Origin of the sequence: Desulfobacter hydrogenophilus (assembly GCF_004319545.1) — a bacterium.
Classification (GTDB): domain Bacteria; phylum Desulfobacterota; class Desulfobacteria; order Desulfobacterales; family Desulfobacteraceae; genus Desulfobacter; species Desulfobacter hydrogenophilus.
The window spans coordinates 2,644,389-2,666,365 of the sequence record NZ_CP036313.1 but is presented as its reverse complement, the minus strand read 5'-3'; the positions used below and the strand labels follow the sequence as shown (position 1 = coordinate 2,666,365).

General features: G+C 43.8%; 13 protein-coding genes. 8 read left to right on the top strand and 5 right to left on the bottom strand.

Annotated features, from left to right (window positions below; all coding sequences use genetic code 11):
- Positions 1-29: 29 nt before the first annotated feature.
- The 5 genes from EYB58_RS11815 to EYB58_RS11795 form a co-directional block, all read right to left on the bottom strand.
- Positions 30-3,962 (bottom strand): helicase-related protein, encoded by a 3,933-nt coding sequence (locus EYB58_RS11815; RefSeq protein ID WP_111958327.1) that lies wholly within the window; start codon positions 3,960-3,962, stop codon positions 30-32.
- Positions 3,962-7,195, bottom strand: a complete 3,234-nt coding sequence (locus tag EYB58_RS11810) for a DUF1156 domain-containing protein (protein WP_111958329.1) — start codon at positions 7,193-7,195, stop codon at positions 3,962-3,964. Before EYB58_RS11810 ends, EYB58_RS11815 begins: the two co-directional genes overlap by 1 nt.
- A 19-nt stretch (positions 7,196-7,214) precedes the next feature.
- Positions 7,215-7,826, bottom strand: coding sequence for a DUF7680 family protein (locus tag EYB58_RS11805; RefSeq protein ID WP_111958331.1), 612 nt, complete (start codon positions 7,824-7,826; stop codon positions 7,215-7,217).
- A gap of 11 nt (positions 7,827-7,837) precedes the next feature.
- The gene (locus tag EYB58_RS11800) at positions 7,838-11,068 is read right to left on the bottom strand and encodes an ATP-binding protein (protein ID WP_111958333.1); all 3,231 of its coding nucleotides are present in this window, start codon (positions 11,066-11,068) and stop codon (positions 7,838-7,840) included.
- Between the two features lie 679 nt (positions 11,069-11,747).
- Positions 11,748-12,032 (bottom strand): integration host factor subunit alpha, encoded by a 285-nt coding sequence (locus tag EYB58_RS11795; protein ID WP_111958335.1) that lies wholly within the window; start codon positions 12,030-12,032, stop codon positions 11,748-11,750.
- 542 nt (positions 12,033-12,574) lie between these two features.
- Here EYB58_RS11795 and EYB58_RS11790 point away from each other — a divergent pair.
- The 8 genes from EYB58_RS11790 to EYB58_RS23945 all read left to right on the top strand — a co-directional run bounded on the left by EYB58_RS11790 (position 12,575) and on the right by EYB58_RS23945 (position 21,851).
- Positions 12,575-13,525, top strand: coding sequence for a tyrosine-type recombinase/integrase (locus tag EYB58_RS11790; RefSeq protein WP_242637333.1), 951 nt, complete (start codon positions 12,575-12,577; stop codon positions 13,523-13,525).
- A gap of 581 nt (positions 13,526-14,106) precedes the next feature.
- Complete coding sequence (locus tag EYB58_RS11785; protein WP_111958339.1) at positions 14,107-14,526, top strand: ankyrin repeat domain-containing protein; 420 nt, start codon at positions 14,107-14,109, stop codon at positions 14,524-14,526.
- 254 nt (positions 14,527-14,780) lie between these two features.
- The gene (locus EYB58_RS11780; RefSeq protein WP_111958341.1) at positions 14,781-15,638 is read left to right on the top strand and encodes a replication initiation protein; all 858 of its coding nucleotides are present in this window, start codon (positions 14,781-14,783) and stop codon (positions 15,636-15,638) included.
- Positions 15,638-15,859: a hypothetical protein gene (locus tag EYB58_RS11775; RefSeq protein ID WP_111958343.1), complete on the top strand. Its 222-nt coding sequence runs from the start codon at positions 15,638-15,640 to the stop codon at positions 15,857-15,859. The genes EYB58_RS11780 and EYB58_RS11775 overlap by 1 nt, the downstream gene beginning before the upstream one ends.
- A gap of 477 nt (positions 15,860-16,336) precedes the next feature.
- A complete protein-coding gene (locus EYB58_RS11770; RefSeq protein ID WP_111958345.1) occupies positions 16,337-17,128 on the top strand; it encodes an SMODS domain-containing nucleotidyltransferase in 792 nt (263 codons plus the stop codon).
- Positions 17,125-17,910, top strand: a complete 786-nt coding sequence (locus EYB58_RS11765) for a hypothetical protein (RefSeq protein ID WP_131072052.1) — start codon at positions 17,125-17,127, stop codon at positions 17,908-17,910. Before EYB58_RS11770 ends, EYB58_RS11765 begins: the two co-directional genes overlap by 4 nt.
- Before the next feature lie 11 nt (positions 17,911-17,921).
- Complete coding sequence (locus EYB58_RS11760; RefSeq protein ID WP_111958349.1) at positions 17,922-18,155, top strand: DUF2188 domain-containing protein; 234 nt, start codon at positions 17,922-17,924, stop codon at positions 18,153-18,155.
- Positions 18,156-19,571: 1,416 nt separating this feature from the next.
- Entirely contained in the window at positions 19,572-21,851 is a 2,280-nt protein-coding gene (locus tag EYB58_RS23945) for a tetratricopeptide repeat protein (RefSeq protein ID WP_165477765.1), read from the top strand.
- The last annotated feature ends 126 nt before the right edge of the window (positions 21,852-21,977 follow it).

Here is a 21,977-nt window from a genome sequence, read left to right as displayed (position 1 = left end):
ACAGGACTTCCAGCAAATCCTATGTCGCGTTACGTACCTTTATGTAAGATGACCCAACTTTGGAACATTTTGAAGGCCTTGTTCAGTTCCCGGTCAATCCTTGACCTGACCGATCCAACTGTCAACTCACTCTTTTTGACCCGCATGGCATCTGCAACACGATATCCTTCATCCAGCGCGGCAGCGATGAAATGAATGGCCAGTGTCAGTGTGGTATATTCCCCTGTTTTGGGCACCTGGATTTCCGCCAGAAGATAGGGGTGTATTTTTTTCAGGATATCAACGGGTAATTTGGGGACCATGAGCCTGTCTTTCTGAGCCACCAGCTCTTCAAGCCCCTTGGTTATTGTCCAGAAATTTTCATCTTCTGTACTTCCGATGGGAAGAAGAAGCCCCTTGATGCAGATTAGATTCATTATTCTTTGGGCTGTTGCTGCTTTGAAATTCACTTGCTCAAGCAGGCCCACCGCCCTTGTGGGGTCAAATTCTTTTCTGACCAGGCTATGGAGCTGTTTTTTTACAAGGGCCAGATCCCTCTGTGATAAGTCAGCCTTCTCATCTATCTCAATATTTTTTAAATCTGACCACCGGGTTACTAATTTCACAGAGGTGGCCTTGCCCTGTCTTTTAACTGCCACAGCATACCCCACCACCTCGGTATCTATATCCTGGATCGTTTCAGATATCCTTTGAATAGCCGGCGGCAGTTCAAATGCCTGATAGGTATTTATTACGGCATCAAAGACAGGATCTCCATATGATCCGAAATGGAGTGGATCGGTTAATTCCGGACCGCCCTGCTCAAATGATTTTCGGTCTGTTGTCAGGCAGGCCCCCTCTGGTAAATCATCAAGGCCCGAAAGTTCAATGATGGTGTCGGGGTTTTCTTCAAGCATCCGGCAGCCGATGCTTTTCAGGAAATCGGCTTCTGTAAATGCCTGCCAGATATTATCAAGGGTGATGGGTACGCTGTTTTTCTCCTGGGTCTGGGTGAGGCGCAGATAGATCTCATATAATTCCTGGGCCGGGATCTCCATGCTCTGTCTGCGGTTGTTTTGTTCCCTGATTCTCTCTTTTGCTGAGGCCTCCAACTCCTGGGGCGTTATATCTCCAGCTGCAAGATCATTGAATTCTTCCACACTGACCGGCAGCATGGAAACCTGCTGGGTGCCGACAATATCACCGGCCTGGACCAAACGTTTAAGTAAACGGTCATAAACGATCTGCTCCGCGGAATCAACATAGCAAAAGTTCAGGACGTATATGTCATCATGTTTCTGGCCGATCCGGTCAATACGGCCGATACGCTGCTCCACTTTCATGGGATTCCATGGCAGATCATAGTTGATGATGAGATCTGCGGTTTGAAGGTTCAAGCCTTCCGCTGCGGCATCTGTACAGATCAGCACATCAATTTCTTCACCCATGAACCGGTGTTTGATATCTTCCCGGTCAACCGTATTCATCTGTTTGGTATCCGAATCCACATATTGCCCCCCTTTACCGGAGTATGTTCCGATGCGCATACCGGGATCAATGGACCTGAGCCGTGTGACAATATCGGATAGGGTATCGTAAAACCGAGTGAAAATTACCAATTGTTGAATTCGGTTCCCTGAAAATTTTCGTCTATCAAGGACATTGAGCAATTCCTGGAATTTGGACGGCGGGGCGGACAGGTCACGCAGGGTGCCCAGCATTTCGGTTAGTTTTGACAATTCCCATTTCAAGTCAGCCGGCGTTCTGTCTTTTAAAAACAGTTCTTCAATATTTTTGTCAGATTCATCATTGCTGTCAATACAGGACTCAATATCACCCAGTATATTCTGGCCCACCGGCTGTGGGGTCATATGGTTCAGGGTGGCTTTGACCTTTTTTTTCCTGCGCTTTAGTGTCTCCTTAATTGCAAACAGACTTGAGGCCAGCCTTAGTCGCAGAAAGCTTAATAAAAAGCCCAGGCTGGGCGGCGGCTTATTTCCCTGCTTATTCGAGGCAAGCCTGTTGACCAGTTCCCGGCAATACACTTCAAGCTCATCATAGGCTGTTTTTTCAAGATCATTGAGTACGATTTTAGGTACGGGCAGGATGTGCCGTTTGGCCAGGTTGGCCCCCAGCTGTCCCTTTTCCCGATAAATTTCCAGCAGGGGACGGGTGTGGCGGAGCATGACCCTGGACAGGGGGGCCGCGGAGAAAATGAGTCGCTGTATCCGTTTTCTATCCAGTCCCCTGGGAATACGGTTTCGCTGCAGCCATTGGCGGGCCGTACTTTTTATCCGGCCATCAATAACGGCATTATCAAGGTATCCTTTATAAAAGGGATCATGGTGATCCAGTGCCACAATGGCATGCTTTAAGAAATCCCACAGGTCGTTGGAGGTTTTTTCTCCCCTGACGATGGCCCCGAGCATGTCATAATAGGTCCAGGTCAGTGATGGATCTTCCTGGAACTGTCCCACCCTGAGGGTGAGATGAATGAGATCAAAGACCTCTATCCAGTCAATCTGCATGGGGGTTGCTGTCGCCAGCATCAATGATTTTGATTTCTGCCTTAAATGGGTCCTGATGGTTTCGTACAGATTGCCGAATCTGGCCTGAACCCGGTGGCCGTTTCTGGAGTTTTTCCTTCTGGCGTAATGGGCTTCATCCACAAAGGTGATATCAAAAGGCTTGGCCGTCTTGATTTCCTGCTGTCGTTCTGCCCGTGAAATCAATCCGGTTGAGACAATGGACAGATCCGGATCAAGCAGGCCTTTTAATGGGCTGATTTTTTCCGTGGGGTAAATGATTTCCTGCCGGGCATAAGGCCCTGACAAAGATCTGGAAAAAGGCAAAAGAAACTTGGACGCCATTTCCCGCTGCCACTGCCGGGTCAAACTGGCCGGCGGGGTGATCAGAATCCGTTTGGCAATACCTGACAGGTAAAGGGATCTGAACACAAGGCCCGCTTCAATGGTTTTTCCCAGCCCGACCTCATCACAGAGCAGGTAGCTGTATGGCCAGGTCTCTATGATACGCCGGGCAACCACATCCTGATGCGGCCAGGCCTTCACCGGCGCTGTTTCCATCCCCACATACCGCCCCCGGGGAAGCTTTGGGCCGTCTTTGATGAGCCTGAAGCGAAGCAGTTCCAAGGCCGTTGGACGGGGCACCGCCGCCCTCAGGTCCATGGACTCGGGCATATCCACCTGGGTGCCGTCTATTTCAGCCAGAGTGCCAGCCGATGCCGCGATGGTAATCATCTTGTCTTTGACGGCCTGGGGCAGGGTCATAACACGCAGATACGCGGACTTGTCATTCCATATATTTTCAAAATCCGCCTGGGCCTCATCCACCCTGAGCTTGTCTGTTTTACCCCACCAATCTGTGTGAATGTCAATGTTTTCCGCATTTGACAACAATGCGGTTTTGGATTCGTTCAATGAGCCGGAAATATAGATGCGATCTCCCTCTTGATCGGTGAATACCGCCCATTTTTCATGGACATACCCGTCTTCGGAAGATGAAAAGGGTAGCGCCTTGCCCGTATCTTTATGAACCCGGAATGCCACCCGGATGTCAAGATATCCCTTGGCAACCATCCATGATAGAAGCTCCACTCCCCGGGTGACAGCTTTGGGCCAGCTTTCCTGCTGCTCCAGTTCGCTGTTGAGGACCTCAGCCATGCGCAGGGTATCTCCCTTTAGGATGGCTTCCACATCATTTTCTTTCAGGTCCGATCCCACAACCAGGCGGATTTTTCCGCCCGAGTTTACCAGGGCGGAAAATCCCTGGGATGCCACTGCCAGGGAGGAGGAACTGAAATACCCGGCCACCCGTTTGTAATCCACGCTGGATGTCAACACCGGTATATAAAAATCATGGAGAATACTGACGGCACCTTGGCCAGGAATGGCGGAGGATGTTTTATAGGAAATCCGCCATTCCCTGTCTTTAAAATTGAAGGGGTTCGGAGCAGATACCATTATTTTAATCCGAACAGAATGGTATTGCCTTCTTTGCGAAGATCTTCATCACCGGTTTCTGCGGTCCACACGGATAAAAGGTGCATCAATATCTCTTCTTTGCCTTCTGCATGTCGGGCCATATAAGCCCTGGCAAGGGGAATATCCCCTTCGCGATATTGGATAATCAGCCCGTGAAGCAGGTCCCATTCGGTCTGTGGATGTTCAAGGCGTTTTGGGTTCCGTTCTTCAGGAAGTGCCAGTCTCAGCTTAGAGCCTTTCCGGAGCAACGGCGCATGAAACCCGAGGTCTTCGGCTTTGGCGGCCTGGTTGCTTCGCCGGGTGTTTGACTGGGTGTTGATGCCGATGAAGCGGTCGTCAACGGTATACCCCCCTGTCTTGGCTTCCAATTTGATATTCAGTGACCGGGACAAGTTCAACGCTTCATCATAGGGCAGATCGCCAAGGCCGTAGATGCCGTAAAGGGTCAAGGCCATGGCAGCCTCCGGTTCCATGTCGTTGATGGAAAGCTTGCCGTCAGTGATCCGGGAAATCTGGGTTTCCGCCACCACCCGGCTGGCCTCATTCATGGCCCGGATGGGACCGACGGGCTCGTCGCCGTCAAGAACCGGCCACTGCTCGGACAAAACGCTTAGGGCTTTGCCGTAGCAGGCAACCATTTCATCAACAGGGTTGAGAGATAGCTTTTTAAAGTCGATCAATCCTTTCTTCACTGCTTTGATGATGTCTTGTTGAACTCCTGTACCACCAAACCCTTTCCAGCTTGATGGGTCTGAACTTTCATTTACTCTTCTTCTGCAGCTAAGAAAAACAGCGCTTGAAGCCGCCGCTTGGTTTTTTATGTTCATTGAATTGTGTGATTCTGATGATATAGGTGCACAAGAAGTAATGATTAATTTGTTTTTAATTAGTGAACTTGTGAAAGTTTCCCAAGCTTCTTGGGTTTTATGAGTGAACATAATTGTTAGTAGACCATTTTGTTTTAAGACCCTTCGACATTCACAAAAAATTTCTCCCATCATTTTTTCATAATTATTTTTGGCTTCTTTATTTCCCCCATCTCTCGATGGGTTTGCAACAGCTTCATCTATTTTATTGGTTAGTCTTTTTTTGAAATATTCAGGGTAGATGTCTTTTAGTGTCCTTTTCATCCAGACATAAAAGAAATCAGACAATTCAGCATATTGCACATTATTATAATATGGTGGATCCATGCATATTAAATCCACCGAAGAATCATTGACAGTTGGTATATGTGCTGCCGAATTATTAATTATAGTTAGAGACTTATTTTCATTTTTTCTGTGAGGCATCAATTTGCATAAAGATTTATATGCATCAATTGTTTGTTTTAAACACCAGCTTATCCCGGAATTCGGCCCTGAAAAGATCATTTCGGCAAAATTTAAGTTTACCCTATAGTCGTGGCCAGAAAACACATGACGAACCCCTCTTTCTCCATCCCAGAATGTTAGTTTTGCGTTATAATCTAATCCTTTATCGATTGCTAATTGGAGATAGGTAATAATTGCTTTACCTTTTTCGTCACCTTCTAATTCCAGAATCTGTGGTTTTAGCTCATTCAATTTTTCAACAAGGGTGAGATGTGCAAATAATTGCCGACCCATGAACATATCACACCATCGAGGCATGCCGTATACTTTGGGTCGCATATCATTTCCTTGAGGGAATTTCTCTGTAGGTATTAATCCCAATTCCTCCCAATGATCCCAGTTTTTTTCCAACAATTCTTCTGCTTGTTTAACCGCATTTAAATCGTCGGTATTAGGTGTACGAAAAAATTTGACTTTTTCAGTTTTGATTTCACCTTTTTTAAGACCTGATTTAAATCGTTGAATTTGGCCTTGTTTATCCAGTTTCGGTTGAAATCGGATTGAAACCACACAATAGAGCCGGTCTTTCCATTGACCTTTTTCTGACTCTCCTCTGGCTTGTGCTTTAATTTCATCGGTATTGATGGCTTGTTTGCAATGAATGCAAAGGCCTACACCGCGTTTGACAGTGGCAAATCCAGGGTCTTCTCCTTTAGGGCCTTTACCCTTGTTGATCCTATAGGTTTCAAAATTGACACGACCCTTTTCTGATTTGCCGTCGGGAATAATTTTAACCCCCCATTGTTTGCCTGTTTCTTTACTCAGCCAGCAAGTGTTTAATAAAGGGGCCTCTCCGCCACAATGAGGGCATGTTATTTGTCGGCAGTAAAGTAAACCGGTATGGTCGTATTCTTTTTTGTCGAACTCCGAGATGACATCCGGACAGGCTTTACAATGTGTTCTCAATAGTTCTTTTTCTTGCTCAGGTAATTCTGAAAACGGTGTGACGGGATCTAATGCTTTAGATACATGTTTGGTTAGCTTTTCTCCCCAATTCTCTATGTCTGCCAGCAACTCTATACCGAACTGTGACGGATATTTTAGAGTTGCATTCAGTATGACACAAGCAACAGGATTTAAATCATTTGCAATTACTTTGTGACCTAATCTTAATGCCTCAAATGGGATGGAGCCTCCACCAGAGGTCATATCCATAACTATTTTGGGAGTTGGTGTTGATTCAGGGGAATTCGTAAAGGCCCTATTATAGCCATACAAATCCTCAGCATCCAGTTTTATTGCTTTCCCAAGAACACTTACTACATTCTTTGATTTGGCAAACTGGATTCGATCGTTGATATGAGCCGGATTAGCTGGGATCTTAGTCACCTCAAGGATGTCTCCGACTTGGGGAAGTGGATCAGGGATACTGGCAAGTTCAGTTTTCCACTGCTTTAGGACAAAGTCATTAGAAAAATTTAGGTCAGTGGTCTCTAATTTTCGAATTATTTCCCTGCACTTTGACCTTCTGTCATTTTCCTTGAGTAGCCACTCGTGAATTTTTCCATCTATTTTCAGAGTCTCTCTGCCACCCACATTTGCCAGTTTGTCTAATATTTTTCCAACAAGCACCCATTGGATGCCATTAATTTCAACAACCTTTTTAAAAATTCCTAATTGTTTTATAAAACGATCCGGATTTGTATCTGCCGGAAGCAAAGACGCCAGTATGGCAGCCCGGCTTGGCGTTAAGGGTCTTCTTGCCCACCAGACATGGAGAAAATAGAGCGGTGGAAGAGCAGATGCTGCTCCTCGTTCCCGTTGAGTCTCAGCCCCCACCTGGTGGCAGGGAAATCCAGCTTCAATTAATCGTAAATCATCCTGATAGGAAAGGTCCATAGAATCTGCCTTGTTCTGCTTAATAGTTGAGTCTCAGTTTATCCAGCATCTTTTCGATATGCTTGTCATTGGGATGGCCGGCCAGCATGATTTTCATCCCGGCCATGGCCCAGCGGTTGGCCGTGTCGGTAAAATTGGAAATCCGTGAATACCAGTAGGCGGCTTCTTCCTTTGTAAATCGGTCCACCCGCCGGGCGATCAGTTCCACACGGTCCATTTCTTTGATCCGTTCCTGAAGTTTGAAAACCAGGCCCATCTTGTATCCGGCCTCATCGTCTAAGGGCAGGTTGCCCCGGAAGGTGATCCGTTTCCGGTTCAGGTACTGCTGGAGTTCCAGGGGAATATCTGCCTGGTCCGTCACCCGGGTGATAATGGTTTTCAATACAGGTAGGCATCTTGTCAGGGACGGGCCGTATAACAGGCCCCGCTCCTTTAACACCGCCCTGGGGGCAACCATGTCCCGGGTGTCTGTACGCTGATCCGGCTGGATTCTTTCTTTCAGGATCAGTACAGGCATGGGTTTATCTTTATGTTCAGTGATCCGGATAATCCATTTCGCCTGATTGAGTTCCGGTTTTATCCGCTGGGCGTAGTGGCTTTCAGGATCTGTTTTTTTCTTTTTTGCTGCCATTGTGGATCTTTCTATTCTTTTTTCAGTTTGTTTACGAACTTGCATCCCTCTTTGGGGTCACTTATATCCAGGTAAAATTCTGTCCCATTATCTTTTTCCACCAGACCTGCCATGATTTCAAAAAATTCACTTAGATCTTTCAGGGTGTCGGGGGTGGCGTCTATTAATTCCACCCTTAATTTTCCGCCGTTTGGCAGAACCAGCCCGGTCATATCCAGGGTGTCAATATCGGAAAGCCCGCCTCTTTCATAGATGCTGCCCAACCGCCGCATTAATGGAAACACGGTCTCTGTGCATTCCTGTCCGGTGAGGTTTATGCCATGGTCTTTCTTTTGAATCCAGCCTTTTTCCGATGCTTTGGCTTTTGTAACGATGGTGTCCCCGGCATCCGGTTGGTAGAGCATGGCTGCTGTACCGCTAATCAGTTCCGGCGTTTCATCGTCTTTGACCTCATCTTTACTCGCCATAAACCGGCCGTCCTGGACCACGTCGGTAATGGCCTTTTCTATGGTGCCATTCTGGATGTCGCCATGTTTTGCCTTAAAATCATCCACAATTTCCTGGATCTGTGCAATTTGTTTTTCACCCGCAATCTGTTTGACGTATTCTTTAACCTTCTGGGGATCCAGTCCCCCTTTCTCGGTCCATCCCCTTTGATTGGCTCCTTTGATCGTGACCAGGGAATATCCGTCTGCCAAGTTGATATTCAGGGACATTTCCTTGGCACCTCTGCCATAGAATTCTGAAGGCGTTGTACTTTCCGAATCCCCCATTTTATACACATACCATATCCCTTTGTCCGCGCCGGACCGGATAATGGTCTCCAGTAAATTGGCAGACTCCAGGATGGGCCATTTTCTTAACTGGCAAAAGTTATTCCGGACTTCCTTGATGGAGACCACATCTTTGTGTCCGAAAAAGAGCTTGGACAGATTTGATAAATCTGTTTGGGTGGTATGTTCGGCAGTGACAATTTCACCTTCGCTTCTCAGGGTCTTTCCGATCTGTTCCAGAATGGATTCACCGCCCTCACCGCCGCCGGTTTTGATCTCCTTGCAGGCGATTTGCCCGTTGGCAGACGGATACCAGATATATTGATAACATTCGGACACTGATGTGATCAGGGCGTTTTCCCTTTCATGGAACCGGGTTTTGAAATCGTCTTCATCAAGCTTGTTGGGATTGATGCCCTGATTCTGTGGATTGGAGTTCAATTTCCGCATGGCCACGACGGTTCGGGCCAATTCCCGCAGCCGGGTCAATTCTTTTTGGGCCTGAGCTTCCGTGGAGATAAAAAGGTCTCCCTGTTTATGGTGATTGCTTTTAATGGAAACGGTTTTGGGCACCAGGAGAAATACAAGGTTCTGCTCCTTTCTCGGAACATTGGGGCCGGCATAGGTGACACATTCGTCAACATCCAGGTTTGAAGCCCCTAAAGAGACAAGCGACAGTACCGGTTTGCCGGTATTGTCCGGAATATGTTCGGACACGGCCACATCATGAACGACTTTAAAGGTTTTTATATCCGTTTTGACAAGTTTTCTGGCTGTGGCATCCAGCACATCATTGAGCTCATCTATACCAAGTGTCCGGCGGATTTTGGCAAGTGCGATGTTTACTGACGGATCAAGGCTGGCGTAATATCTGCCCTGATTGTACCTCAGATAAAAAGCCGACTGGCTGATTTCTTTTAACGCTTCATTGATCTGGGACGGGGTAAGGCCCGGAAATGCAACATTGAACATGGCTTCCTGTTCTGTAAGGCCAAAGATATTGGATTGCAGGCCCTGTTCCCTTCCGGTTAAGCTGTTCAAGAATATTGTTTTCCATGTGAATTCATACATCTGCCAGCCGTCAGGGTGGGGGTTTTTCTGGTCCGCCAGCTGGGCATTGCTGCTGCTGCCTTGAATCTGCTCGGTGTCTGCACCGCCGATGTCGGCATTTAAAACAGGCAGAAGATCACCGCTTCCGGTCCGGCCGATTATTTCAGTTACCGTCCTGGCATCCCTTAAATCAATGTGACAGGTATGAATCATGGGAATATCGATTTTTCTATTCCAGATCCCCCTTACAGCTAGGGACAGCACCCTCAGCACGCCCCGGGTGCCCTGGAAATTTTCAGACACGGCCAGTTTGTTGTTTAAAAAATCAATTAAGGTCGGGTGAAACGGATAGTGTGCCGCCATGAGGTCTTTGAAATCGGCTCGGGTGGCATTGTCCGGAAGAAGAGAAATGTTTTTTTGATACAGGTCAGCATAATTCGAGGCGGTCTGGCTTGCTGCGGCATCATCAATTTTTGAAAACAGGCGTTTTGCAAGGACCCGTGAAATTTCAGAGGACTGAACAGGAACCACAGCAGTGGCATCCCTGGAAACCACGCTGCTGATGCTGCCTATGGCCTGCTGTCCAATCCCCAGTGCATCATCTTTTGACATTTTTTGCCCGGTGACTTTCGCCAAAAGTCCGGCCAGTTGTTCTGTCTGGCTTGCAAATGCATCCGTTGCACTGGCAAGGGTGAGCAAGATGGATATGTTGGAATTGGACCGGGCATATCCGTTTAAGCCCATTAGGAAAGCCGCCAGTTGCTCACCGCCTTCGGGATTGGCTGCCGTCAGTCTTGCCGTATACTGGGCCAACTCGTCCAGCATGATTAATACTTTTTTCTTGCCCAGCACCGTATCAAAATAGTTGCGGCCGGGTGCAGCAAATGATTTTGCTTCATCTTCAACTTCTCTATATAGAGATTCCCCGCCAATCTGAAAGGCTATTTCTCCCCATAGGGTGTAGGGAATAATGGCGTCTCCTTTTATTTTATGAACGGGCAATTCATCCCCGGCAATCCCCACGACCGCCACGCTTCCTTTTTCCGGCAGGTCGCTTGTGGGTAAAAGGTCCGAGACAACAGACGCCAGTTCCATTCCTTTATATCCGATATGGGTGCAGGCAATCAGCGTATGGGTTTTACCACCGCCAAATGCGGTCTCAAGCCGGTGGATGGCCGGCACGGTATTATTGCCGGCTAAGCGGGCAAAAACTTCCTGCAGCACCATCTTTAAACCGTCCGTCGGATAGGTGGCTTCCAAAAAAAACTGTTCTGCATCCGTGTACATGGGATGCATGTCCGTGCCTTGGTTTTGATAGAATCTTAGCACTTCACTGATGGATGCAGTGAATATTTCAGGATTGAATGTGCCGTCAAGAATGTCATACCTAGGAGTACAGGTGTTGAGTATAGAAAGCATTGATTTGCCCCAGTTCAGATTGTTGCTAATTATAAAAAAAGGATATTACCTCATCCTAATATATTAATACATATCTAGTGCAAACTACTAAACACATATGGCAATTTCAATTAGATTATCGGTTTCTTGTCAGTGACACCTGCTCATAAATATTTTCTGATTATAACGGATTTGGGGGAGGCCATTTATTCGGCTTTCTGGTCCTTCCCTATTTTTCAGGCTTCTTGGCTCTTGAACATGAATTCTCTGTCCTGTGTTTGGTCTCAATTTCAGGACAGGATCTAAAAATCATCACAATAAATTCAAATAGTTAAGCATGGTCCCCCAAATCGGTTCTGTTGCAAATAACTCTGAATCCATATTAAGGCCCAATGAAAACATAGCTGCGTTTTCACCCAATATAAATTCCCTAAATTAAAATAGCACTGGAACTCATGGTTTTTTTAGGTAAAATCACCCCATATATTGCTACTTTACCTCTAAAAATCACCAAAAACTTCCGGTTCCTCTGTTTCTCGGAAGCTTGCCCCCAAGGTTTACCGCTTTTAAACAAAGCATGAGGGGACCAAGTTTTCATTATTTTCTATGATCGGGTGGCCGGAGGCAATTACCTGCCCCAAGCTCCCTCAGAACCGTACACGGGAGAAAAAAATATGCCTACTTGAAACAATATGAATCACTATACACCATTAATTCGATCTTTCAACTTACCGGCCACCTTAAAAGTAACCACACGCCTGGCCGATAGCATCATGGCTTTACCGGTGGCTGGATTTCGCCCCTTCCGGACCTTTTTCTCGGTCACCTGGAATTTGCCAAATCCAGAAATCATAACATCTTCTCCGGATGCCAGGGTTGATTTTAAAATTTTTAAAAGTTCTTCAGTTATTTCTTTGGACTCCAAGGGAGATCGGTTTAGCTTGTCGGCTATTTTTTCTGTTATGTCAGTTTTTGTGAGAGCCATATTTTATTGTATATCCTTTATTTTTTCTTTTTGGAGTAAAAAAAGAGGCTGTTTGATACCTGAATTGTTGCAGCCCTAACCGGATCTCCACCAGCGCCGGAAGAAAGGTAATAAATAATGGTATCATTTTTAATGCCGGCAACAATGGCCAGGGTTCGTTTTTGGTATCTTTTTAAAATGGACCAGCAGGGGGCATTTTAACAGAAACTTACGGTTTCGGTAAATCCACAATTTCAATCCATAAGCCTCATGAAAACATAGCTGCGTTTTCACCCAATATAACCAAACTTCTTCGTTGACTCGTCAACTTTATTTTAGGGCCAGGTCCTCGCACATCTCCCATTCCAAAAACATTCCTATATAATAATGTGGCATGAAAAAATAGTAGCCGGGTTCTTGGTAGATTTTTGTTAGACATAAAAGGCATTATGTCTAACAAAATTATTGCCGTGATTTTTGGGTATGATAGGGTGGGATGAAAATTTTTGTTATGGTTTTGTAATTTTTGGCAGATGCATTGGAAAAAAGGAGCAGATGAAAAAATGGATAAGGATTTGATTGTCGGATCTGGAAAAAAAGTGTCTGTCCTGAACGCGCTCAAAGAGATCCCTGAAGAATTATTGTGGAAAGCCAATTTTAATTCTGATAATTCCATTGAAACTTACGATAAGGCGATTCATTCTTTTTTGGCGTTCATCGGTGTCTCGTCTCCGGAAGAGCTCAGAGAAATTCACCATGGCCATGTCATCGCGTTTAAGAAATTTTTACAGAACGAGGGTCACAGTCCCCGGACGATCAACAACCGGCTGTCTGCCATTTCATCCCTGTTCAATCACCTGATCGATAATCAGGTCGTTAAAATTAATGTGGCCCAGGGTGTTCGGCGGATGCCGGTGAATTCCGACCGGGTGGAAGCTAAGGTGCTAACGCCGGAGGAGGTCCGAAAGATATTGAATGCGCCGAATACTGATAAATTGCAGGGGCGGAGAGACAAGGCCATTTTGAGCACGTTATTCTTCACCGGCTGCAGGGTATCTGAAGTCTGCACGCTGACGGTCAAAGATTTCTACCAGGAACAAGGTTTTTATGTGCTGGACTTCTGGGTGAAAGGCGGAAAACGCAACCGCCTGGCCATTAATCAAGAGCTGCAGGTTGCCATCAGGGAATATTTGAGGATTGCCGACCATGAAGGTGAAAAGGAGCGCTTTTTGTTTTTGCCGGTAAAGCCTGCACCCGGAAAATCGGATAAAAACAGAAAGCTGAACCGGAAAACCGTTGATTATTTGTTTAAGAAGTATGCCAGGTTGGCAGATGTTTACGGGGTAACACCCCACGCCGCCCGGGCCACCTTTATTACCCAGGCCCTGGAGAACAATTGCCCCATTGAGGCGGTTCAGAAAACGGTTGCCCATGCCCAGATCAAGACCACCCAGATGTATGACAAGCGGGTGGCCCGGTACCGGGAAAGTGCGAGCTTTGCGGTGAGGTATTGATCGCCCCCCCCCCTATATAATAAGGTATAAACCAGCGTAACTTTTCGTTCCATTGATTGTCAAACTCCAATACTTCCGGGACAAAAGTTTCCAAATTGAAACGGGATTACACTAAAACCGGCATGGATACTATGATTTCATCTTTTTTCTGAAAATGCGATTTTCTGAAAACCAAATTCCTCTTAATATTAAAGGGTTTATCGAATTGGTATTAGCGATTTTAAAATTGATCTTGGCCTTGAAAGGCTCTATTGACAAGGGTTTTAATAGGGTCAGAGGAAATTTGGCGGTTTTGTGTGAAAACCCCCATATCGGACAGGAAGGGTACGTCTCAAAAAAATTTGAAAATATTCCTTGTTTTTTCTCTGGTACTCTATAAGTGCTTAGTCAACTATGTGGCTATATGATGTTAATGATTTCAGCAAAGATTCTTTAAATATTTATGCAGATCTGGTTATTCTTACTTTTCGGATGTTATCCCGTTAGATAAGTGAATACGAAAGATAAACGGAAACCACAGATCAACTTGCTAGCAGCCACAATGGCATCTATATTTCAACACACATATAGGAGAATTAGAAATGCAATCAAACCAACTGCTACAAAAAATGGTGATTCTTTTAGCTATTGTAGTGCTTGTGAATGGGTGTACTCCCATAAAAACTATCGTAAGCAAAACAGTTAAGAGCGATGGCTCAGCTAACCCAACTCCGCTCCAGGTTACTGGGAAGCCGGTAAATAGGGTGGCAACAATAACGCTGAAGATTCTTTCTGAGTCTATGAAAAGGAAAGATGTAGCTAAAATTCAAGACGCAATACAGTCCGGAGCCGATGTGAATGTAAGAGATAAATACGGCTTTACCCCACTGCATATGGCATCGGAGAATGGTCATGCTGAAATTGTGGGTGTAATTAAACATTTAGGGGAAAATCCCCATAGAAAAATAGATAACAAACTGATATATAAAACAATCCCAATGAAATCAGTTTCCAAAAAATGAGGCTAATAAATGGATAAAAACCGGGAAGTGTGAATTCAAACAAAACATTATAAATTTAATAGGTATCCTATTCAAATTCCGGGGTAAAATTATCTGATGTTAAAGTATAATTTTATAACCACCTGTTTTTACTGGGTATAAAAATCAATTCTTGGAGTTAAACGGTGTTTACCCCGAAATTTGAATAGGATACTTTAATAGGTTGTTCAAAATCCTATGGGGATTTTCCCCTAAATGTTTAATTACACCCACATATTATAAAGGATATCGATTTAGAACAAAACACACTGGTTTGTAAATCAAACGCTCTGTGCCGTGCGTCTTGGTCCCCAGATTCAATCTGGGAAAGCCGCCTGGTTGCCCTCATTGCAACACAAGTCCGGGAAGATGACGAGGATTTTAAAGGATATTGGGTCCCTGTTTCTGACATCATCAATGCCGCTGAAATTAAGAAAAATGGCAAAGTCTACAAGGCCCTCGATGAATTGACGGATAAAGCCATGGGGCGAGTAATTAAAATTAAAGAATCTTGGGGTTGGAATAAATACACACTCTTTTCCACCTGTAAATTTATCAAGAAAGATAACGCGGTGATCCTGGGCTTTCACCCGGATCTCAAGCCGCACTACCTCGCGCTTAAAAAACACTTCACTAAATACGCCCTGGCTGAATTTTTGGCGCTGCCATCTACTTATAGCCAAAGAGTGTATGAAATCCTGCGCTCATGGGACGAACGAGACGCAACAAAACTTAGCATGGAAGACTTGCATGAAATACTTTGCACACCGCCGTCTATGCGTAAAAATTTTGGAGAGTTTAAACGCAGAGTTTTAGACAAGGCCCTTAAAGATATTGAAGAAAAAACCCCGCTCCGTTGGCGTTATGAGCCAATAAAAAAAGGCCGGAAGGTAATAGCTGTGCGCTTTTTCTTCGGCAAAAAATCCAGGGCTAAGGCTGAAAGCAAAGCAAAAAAAGCAAGTCAGCAGAAACAATCAAAGACAAACAACGCCCTATTCCTGGCCGCTGTCCAGTGCGCCGCAGATCACCCGGACGGCTGCGGCCAGCTTCGGGGAACGAAAAACTGTTGTAAAATCTGTATGGAGAAAAAATAATGGAAAAAATAACCTGTAGTAATTGCGGCCATGAGTGCGAAAAATCAAAAATGCCAACAAAAATAGAAATGCGGGAAACCATGACAGTAGGAACTTTACAGGGCAAAGTATACTCTTGCCCTAAATGCGGAAAAGAGCTTCATGTGGACGTTACAATTCCGAAGAAAAAGCCAGTTGAAACTGAACTGAACCTCTTTGACCAGGAGAGTACAAATGACTGAACAAGACCGCTTTTTCGATTTGTTGGACAAATAAGGGCAAAACCTTTAGGTATAAGGTTTTCGGCGAATTTATCGAATATTAACTTTTTGGACAAAGTTAATATTCAGGGTGGCTTCTTTTGAGCCCACAATCTTTCTGATGGTCCGGCCGGTGCTGTGCGCCGATCAGCACCGCGATTATGCTAAGAAACAAATGTCATATGAATAATAAAAAATTAATTAAAGACCGATTATTTTTAGTTAGTTTCTGAAGGGTTAATTGATCTGACCTGTTATATTTTACCTGACTGATGAGAGACAGGCCGCAAAACATTGCCAATACAAGCCATTGACCTTTCATGAAACTTGGAATACACCCTTTTCGGGGTGTTGTGCCCAAAAAACCTATCTATAGAGCCTCTTGCAGATAAATTATTTCTGCAAGAGGCTCTATAGATGGTTATTTTTTTAACGGACCCTTAAACACAGAAGAGAAAGATGACAGTTAATTCATATTTAATAAGCTTGGCAAGTGGCCTGGTGCTATCATCAGATGAAAAAGCAAGTATTACGAAATCTATAAGTACCTTAAAAATAAGGTTAGAAGCTTATTTTGGTGGTGGTATAACGAACCATTTTCAATTCGGGTCTAATAATCGTGGTACAATATTACCAAGAAAAGCGGATAGCAAATCAGATATTGACTATATGATAATTTTTAATACCTCTGACGGCAAAAAAACGCCTCAAACATATCTGAATCGATTAAAACGATTCGCAAAAAATAAGTATTCAACTTCTGAAATTTCTCAATCAAGCCCGACGATTGTCCTTTCCCTGAATCATATAAACTTTGAACTTGTTCCTGCTGTTTCTGATTGGGTATATCAAATTCAAATTCCTTCTCCGGCATCTGATTGGTCAAACTGGATGTCGACAGACCCTAACGGTACTAACCAGGCTCTTATGGATAAAAATATTTCTGAAAACTATAAAATCAAACCGTTAGTACGCTTAATAAAATATTGGAATGCCACACACGGTCATCCGTATAATTCCTTTTCGCTTGAAAGATATATTGTAAATCAATTTTTTGGGTCATGTACTACACAAAAAGATTATTTCTATTTTTTTTGGTCTGGATTTGAATATACCTATGAAACGGCTCAGTACATCAAAGACAAAGTCGATAGAGCTAAAAGATATGCCAAACAAGCAAAGGAATACGAATATTATGGTATGTCAATTGCTGCTGAAACTGAAATCAAAAAAATTTTGCCGGAACTATGAGTAAAAACCCACAAAATAGAGTAGATGAGGTAAACCGTTATTATGAGCCTGTGAATAAAGCAGGGAAAGTAACAGGATACCTTTTTTGGATAATTGCTGGATCGTCCCTTTTCATTCCTTATGTAAAACAAAATATTAATCCAGAAGTTGCATCCAAAATTCAACTTGTATTTATCTGTTTGGTGTTAATTCATTTTTGTTTAGCTCAATTTTCAAGATTTTATCTTTTGCCAAGAGCTGAAAGAAAAAGAAGGCAGCAGTTTTTATCGAATTCTTTTGGAGTACCGTTATCACACGACCGTACAGTTCATTATTACAACAATGGATATGCACCAAATATATTACGCCTTGGCGCAAACACAATGGAAAATTCTTTTTTCAGTAAAGAAGTTGCTGCTCGGATGCTTATTTTAAAACGAATGATTACAGTTATATATATAATCATTTGGGTATTTTTTTTCGGTTCGCCTGAATGTAAACCGGAAACATTAATGTGGATTACCCAACTGGTCTTTTCAACAGAAATTTGTATTCAATGGTTGACGCTTGAACTGTTGAGATGCATCTACAAAAATACATATGATGAGCTTCATTCACTATTTCTGAATGAAGCCAATAGTAAAAATCCAAAAACGGCAGCCTCGATACTTGATTCTTTTACAGCCTATGAGGCTGCTAAACATTCAGCCGGCTTTTTATTATCATCAAAGATATTTTTCAAAATGAATGAAGAACTCACTCAAAGATGGAATCAAATACGAAATGACCTCAATATGAAATAAGGAGAAAAATTATGCCCCGAAAAACACATCATGTGGTTCCGAACTCCGAAAGTGGATGGGATGTCAAAAAAGGTGGTGGACAGAAATCCATCAAGCACTTTGACAAAAAACAGGATGCGGTAGATTATGGCCGTGGGGTCAGTAAGAATCAAAAATCCGAGTTTATTATCCATAAAAAAAATGGTGCTATCCAGAACGCGGATAGTCACGGTGGGGACCCTTGTCCTCCGAAAGATACAAAATAGTTCCCTGACCTTAAAAATAGTATGTTTAGGCCGATAGGGGGGGGGCAGTAATTGAACAGGCCCAATGAAAACATAGCTGCGTTTTCACCCAATAAAACTTCCGTTTCCAATTTGATCCGGAAGTTTTTTCGAAGATACTGTAAAAACGTGATATTCCTTATGACGGCAAGCTGAAAAAATATAACTTATTAAATTCAGATGTCCGAAGGAAAACAAAACGAGAATAAAAAAACTTCCGAGAAACAGAGGAACCGGAAGTTTTTGGTGATTTTTAGAGGTGAAAAAGCAATATATGGGGTGATTTCACCTAAAAAAGACCATAAGTTCCAGTGCTATTTGGGGTTTGAAGTCCAATGGTACGAAAAGTTACTATAAGGATTCCAACCCGGCCTAAAAGTAGCGTAGCTACCAGGATGTGCGGTTTGTGATTTACAAAAACGTTAAGGATTGAGATTAACCTTCCAGGTCGACACAATCCTTAACGTTTTAGACGTCAGGTTAGAGTATACTTCAACCTGATGTCAGGTAACCATACTGATTTGTGTCAGATTAAAATTGGTTTTTAATTTTCCTGACATGTTTTCCCGAGGGCCTTTGAACCTATCCTGACACTTTAGATTGTTATAGTAACTTTTCGTTCCGTTGGACTTCAAACCCCTATTTTAATTTAGGGAATTTATATTGGGTGAAAACGCAGCTATGTTTTCATTGGGCCTGTTAAAGGTGTTACGGAACTTCACGGACAAGTGCTTCAGTTATTGGGAGTACCCGAATTGGTTTATGGAAGTCTAAAAGATAAGTGGTGGCAATTTGAGCCGGCATAAATGAAAAAAAAGCTGGCAAAAAAATAGGAACAAAAGAAATTTTTTAGTGCGAAATGTAGGTTATATCATTATTGAGGACCTTGGTATTTCTCACCTGGATTGTTGATATTATTAAGACACCAGAATTTGATAGCGTTTCTACTAATGCAAAAAATCTGAGTTTAAAAAATATGTATAACTCTGTTTTAGGATGGTGATGTAGCTTGACGACTCCGGCAAAATTTGTAATGAGGCGGTATTTGTCTAATCGTCAAAATCTTTTTTTCTATTGTATCATATGGAGGCTGCTCATGCTTAAAATCGATCCCATCATCTTAAATTCCTCCTCTAAAAAATTGATAGTGGTGTTTATATGACTTTGAATGGCAAAATTTTGCTTTTCGATTCAATTGTTATCATCTTGTCATTGGTTGTGGTCGGACTGAATTATAAAAACGCACTAAACGGAAACGGTTCTGCCCAAATTTGGACTTTGATTTTCGTGGTTGGCTTTATCCTTGCAATTATCCGGTTGATAAAAGCTTACTTGAATGCCCAGCAACCGGAACCTTCAACCAAAAGTGACGTTGATAGGGCTGAAAATGGAGTTAAAGTGCATACAACAAAGGCAACGGATGAAATAAAAGACCTTTTCTATAAAACTGTAGATACATTAAAAGAGAATTTAGATCATCCTGATACGCCTTTGTTTCTGGTGCCATACCCACAAAATACTTTTCTTAAAAACAGTGATATTTGGACTGCTAAAATCAGAGAGGCGTTTTCCAAGGGATATCAGGCGGCTGTCTGTCAAGCTGCAGCTGTCGGTCAGGGAGGAATCGGTAAAACTGCTATGGCCGTTGAATATGCCTGGAAGTATAGCGGAGAATACCCTGGTGGCGTGTTTTGGTTGGGCATGGAATCGGGGTTGACAGGAGCAGTATCAAAATTTTTGCAGGTAGCTGAAACAAAAGGCCTTCTCCGTGAAGGCTGGGAGGATCTCGACGAAAAGAGTCAGATCAATCTACTCCTATCACAGCTTCAAACATTTGGTAAAAAGCTTATTATTTTAGACAACCTTGAAACCGATCAGATCCCTAAAAAAATTTTTACTATCAGTGATTCCGATTTGCTTGTAACCACACGGAATCAAAAGTTGGCCGTTCCCCATGTGAATATGGAATTGCCTTATCCAGACACAGCTTTGGACATTTTTTTAGGATACGCTCACTTGGAAAAGGAGAAAATCACTACACATGATTTAAGCCTTATCCAGGGAATTTGTAAAAAAGTGGAATTCCTACCCTTGGCTCTGGAGATTATCGGAAGCCTTTCTCGGGGATATTCATTGGAAAAACTTGCCGTCTATTTGCCCAAAGAGCTGATCACCAGAGAGCGGCCGACCTGCAATAAAGAATGTACAAGCATTCTGGCTTCTTTGAATTTGGCTGGGTATCAATTTTCCATCCCCAAAACAAAAGAAGTACTTTGCTCAGCGGCATACTTTGATCCGGACTTCATTGATCCCGAACTACTGGCGGATATATTGAAAATTTCATCAAAGCAGATTTATGAGATCCTATCCAATTTAACCGAGTTATCTATCCTGAAAAGAACTGCCACAGGGTATGGCGTCCATCGTATAGTCCAGCAAGCAATAATATTCTTGGATGACCGCATCACATGGGGCGAGACGGTTCTCCAATATATCCATGGCAAGATAAATGAATTGATGGATAAAGGTCAGTACATTAGAGGATATGGATTGATTCCTCACATTGTTCACATAGCCAATATGGCCGATAAGGACCAGCCAGAGGATGAATTCCCGGATAATAACGAATTATCTACTTTAGGTAACTATTTAGAGAGGACAGGAAGATACGTTTCAAGTGAAACCATTATTTTAACCTGTTTGAAAAGAGTAGAGAAGGCAAAAGGCCCTGACCATCCCTCTGTCGCAGCCACATTGAACAACCTGGCCGGGCTATATGAGTCCCAGGGTAAATATGAAGAAGCCGAGCCCCTTTATCAAAGGGCTCTGAAGATAAGAGAAACGGTGCTTGGCCCTGACCATCCCTCTGTCGCAACCACATTGAACAACCTGGCCGGGCTATATGAGTCCCAGGGTAAATATGAAGAAGCCGAGCCCCTTTATCAAAGGGCTCTGAAGATAACAGAAACGGTGCTTGGCCCTGACCATCCCTCTGTCGCAGCCACATTGAACAACCTGGCCGGGCTATATCATTCCCAGGGTAAATATGAAGAAGCCGAGCCCCTTTATCAAAGGGCTCTGAAGATAAGAGAAACGGTGCTTGGCCCTGACCATCCCTCTGTCGCAACCACATTGAACAACCTGGCCGGGCTATATGAGTCCCAGGGTAAATATGAAGAAGCCGAGCCCCTTTATCAAAGGGCTCTGAAGATAAGAGAAACGGTGCTTGGCCCTGACCATCCCTCTGTCGCAACCACATTGAACAACCTGGCCGGGCTATATGAGTCCCAGGGTAAATATGAAGAAGCCGAGCCCCTTTATCAAAGGGCTCTGAAGATAAGAGAAACGGTGCTTGGCCCTGACCATCCCTCTGTCGCAACCACATTGAACAACCTGGCCGGGCTATATGAGTCCCAGGGTAAATATGAAGAAGCCGAGCCCCTTTGTCAAAGGGCTCTGAAGATAAAAGAAACGGTGCTTGGCCCTGACCATCCCTCTGTCGCAACCACATTGAACAACCTGGCCGAGCTTTACAGGTCCCAGGGTAAATATGAAGAAGCCGAGCCCCTTTATCAAAGGGCTCTGAAAATATTAAAGGCCCAGCTTGGGAAAGATCATCCAAATACAAAAATTGTGCAGAGGAATTATGATAAATTCAAACGGGAGAAAAAAATTTAGAAATCTTATTTTCAGGAAAATTTTAAGGAAAATCAGACCCCACACTATCTCTATTATTGGTCTCCGAGAGGCCTTTTAACAAAGGCGTTGAGTTCTTCTACAAGTTCTTAGCATAGTCTCCTTATT

Excerpts from the sequence above, each read along its gene's own strand:
- EYB58_RS11760 (WP_111958349.1), top strand. The coding sequence starts at position 17,922 with ATGCCCCGAAAAACACATCATGTGGTTCCGAACTCCGAAAGTGGATGG.
- EYB58_RS11775 (WP_111958343.1), top strand. The coding sequence starts at position 15,638 with ATGGAAAAAATAACCTGTAGTAATTGCGGCCATGAGTGCGAAAAATCA.
- EYB58_RS11770 (WP_111958345.1), top strand. The coding sequence starts at position 16,337 with ATGACAGTTAATTCATATTTAATAAGCTTGGCAAGTGGCCTGGTGCTA.
- EYB58_RS11785 (WP_111958339.1), top strand. The coding sequence starts at position 14,107 with ATGCAATCAAACCAACTGCTACAAAAAATGGTGATTCTTTTAGCTATT.
- EYB58_RS11795 (WP_111958335.1), bottom strand. The coding sequence starts at position 12,032 with ATGGCTCTCACAAAAACTGACATAACAGAAAAAATAGCCGACAAGCTA.
- EYB58_RS11805 (WP_111958331.1), bottom strand. The coding sequence starts at position 7,826 with ATGGCAGCAAAAAAGAAAAAAACAGATCCTGAAAGCCACTACGCCCAG.
- EYB58_RS11765 (WP_131072052.1), top strand. The coding sequence starts at position 17,125 with ATGAGTAAAAACCCACAAAATAGAGTAGATGAGGTAAACCGTTATTAT.
- EYB58_RS11790 (WP_242637333.1), top strand. The coding sequence starts at position 12,575 with ATGGATAAGGATTTGATTGTCGGATCTGGAAAAAAAGTGTCTGTCCTG.
- EYB58_RS11800 (WP_111958333.1), bottom strand. The coding sequence starts at position 11,068 with ATGCTTTCTATACTCAACACCTGTACTCCTAGGTATGACATTCTTGAC.
- EYB58_RS11810 (WP_111958329.1), bottom strand. The coding sequence starts at position 7,195 with ATGGACCTTTCCTATCAGGATGATTTACGATTAATTGAAGCTGGATTT.
- EYB58_RS11815 (WP_111958327.1), bottom strand. The coding sequence starts at position 3,962 with ATGGTATCTGCTCCGAACCCCTTCAATTTTAAAGACAGGGAATGGCGG.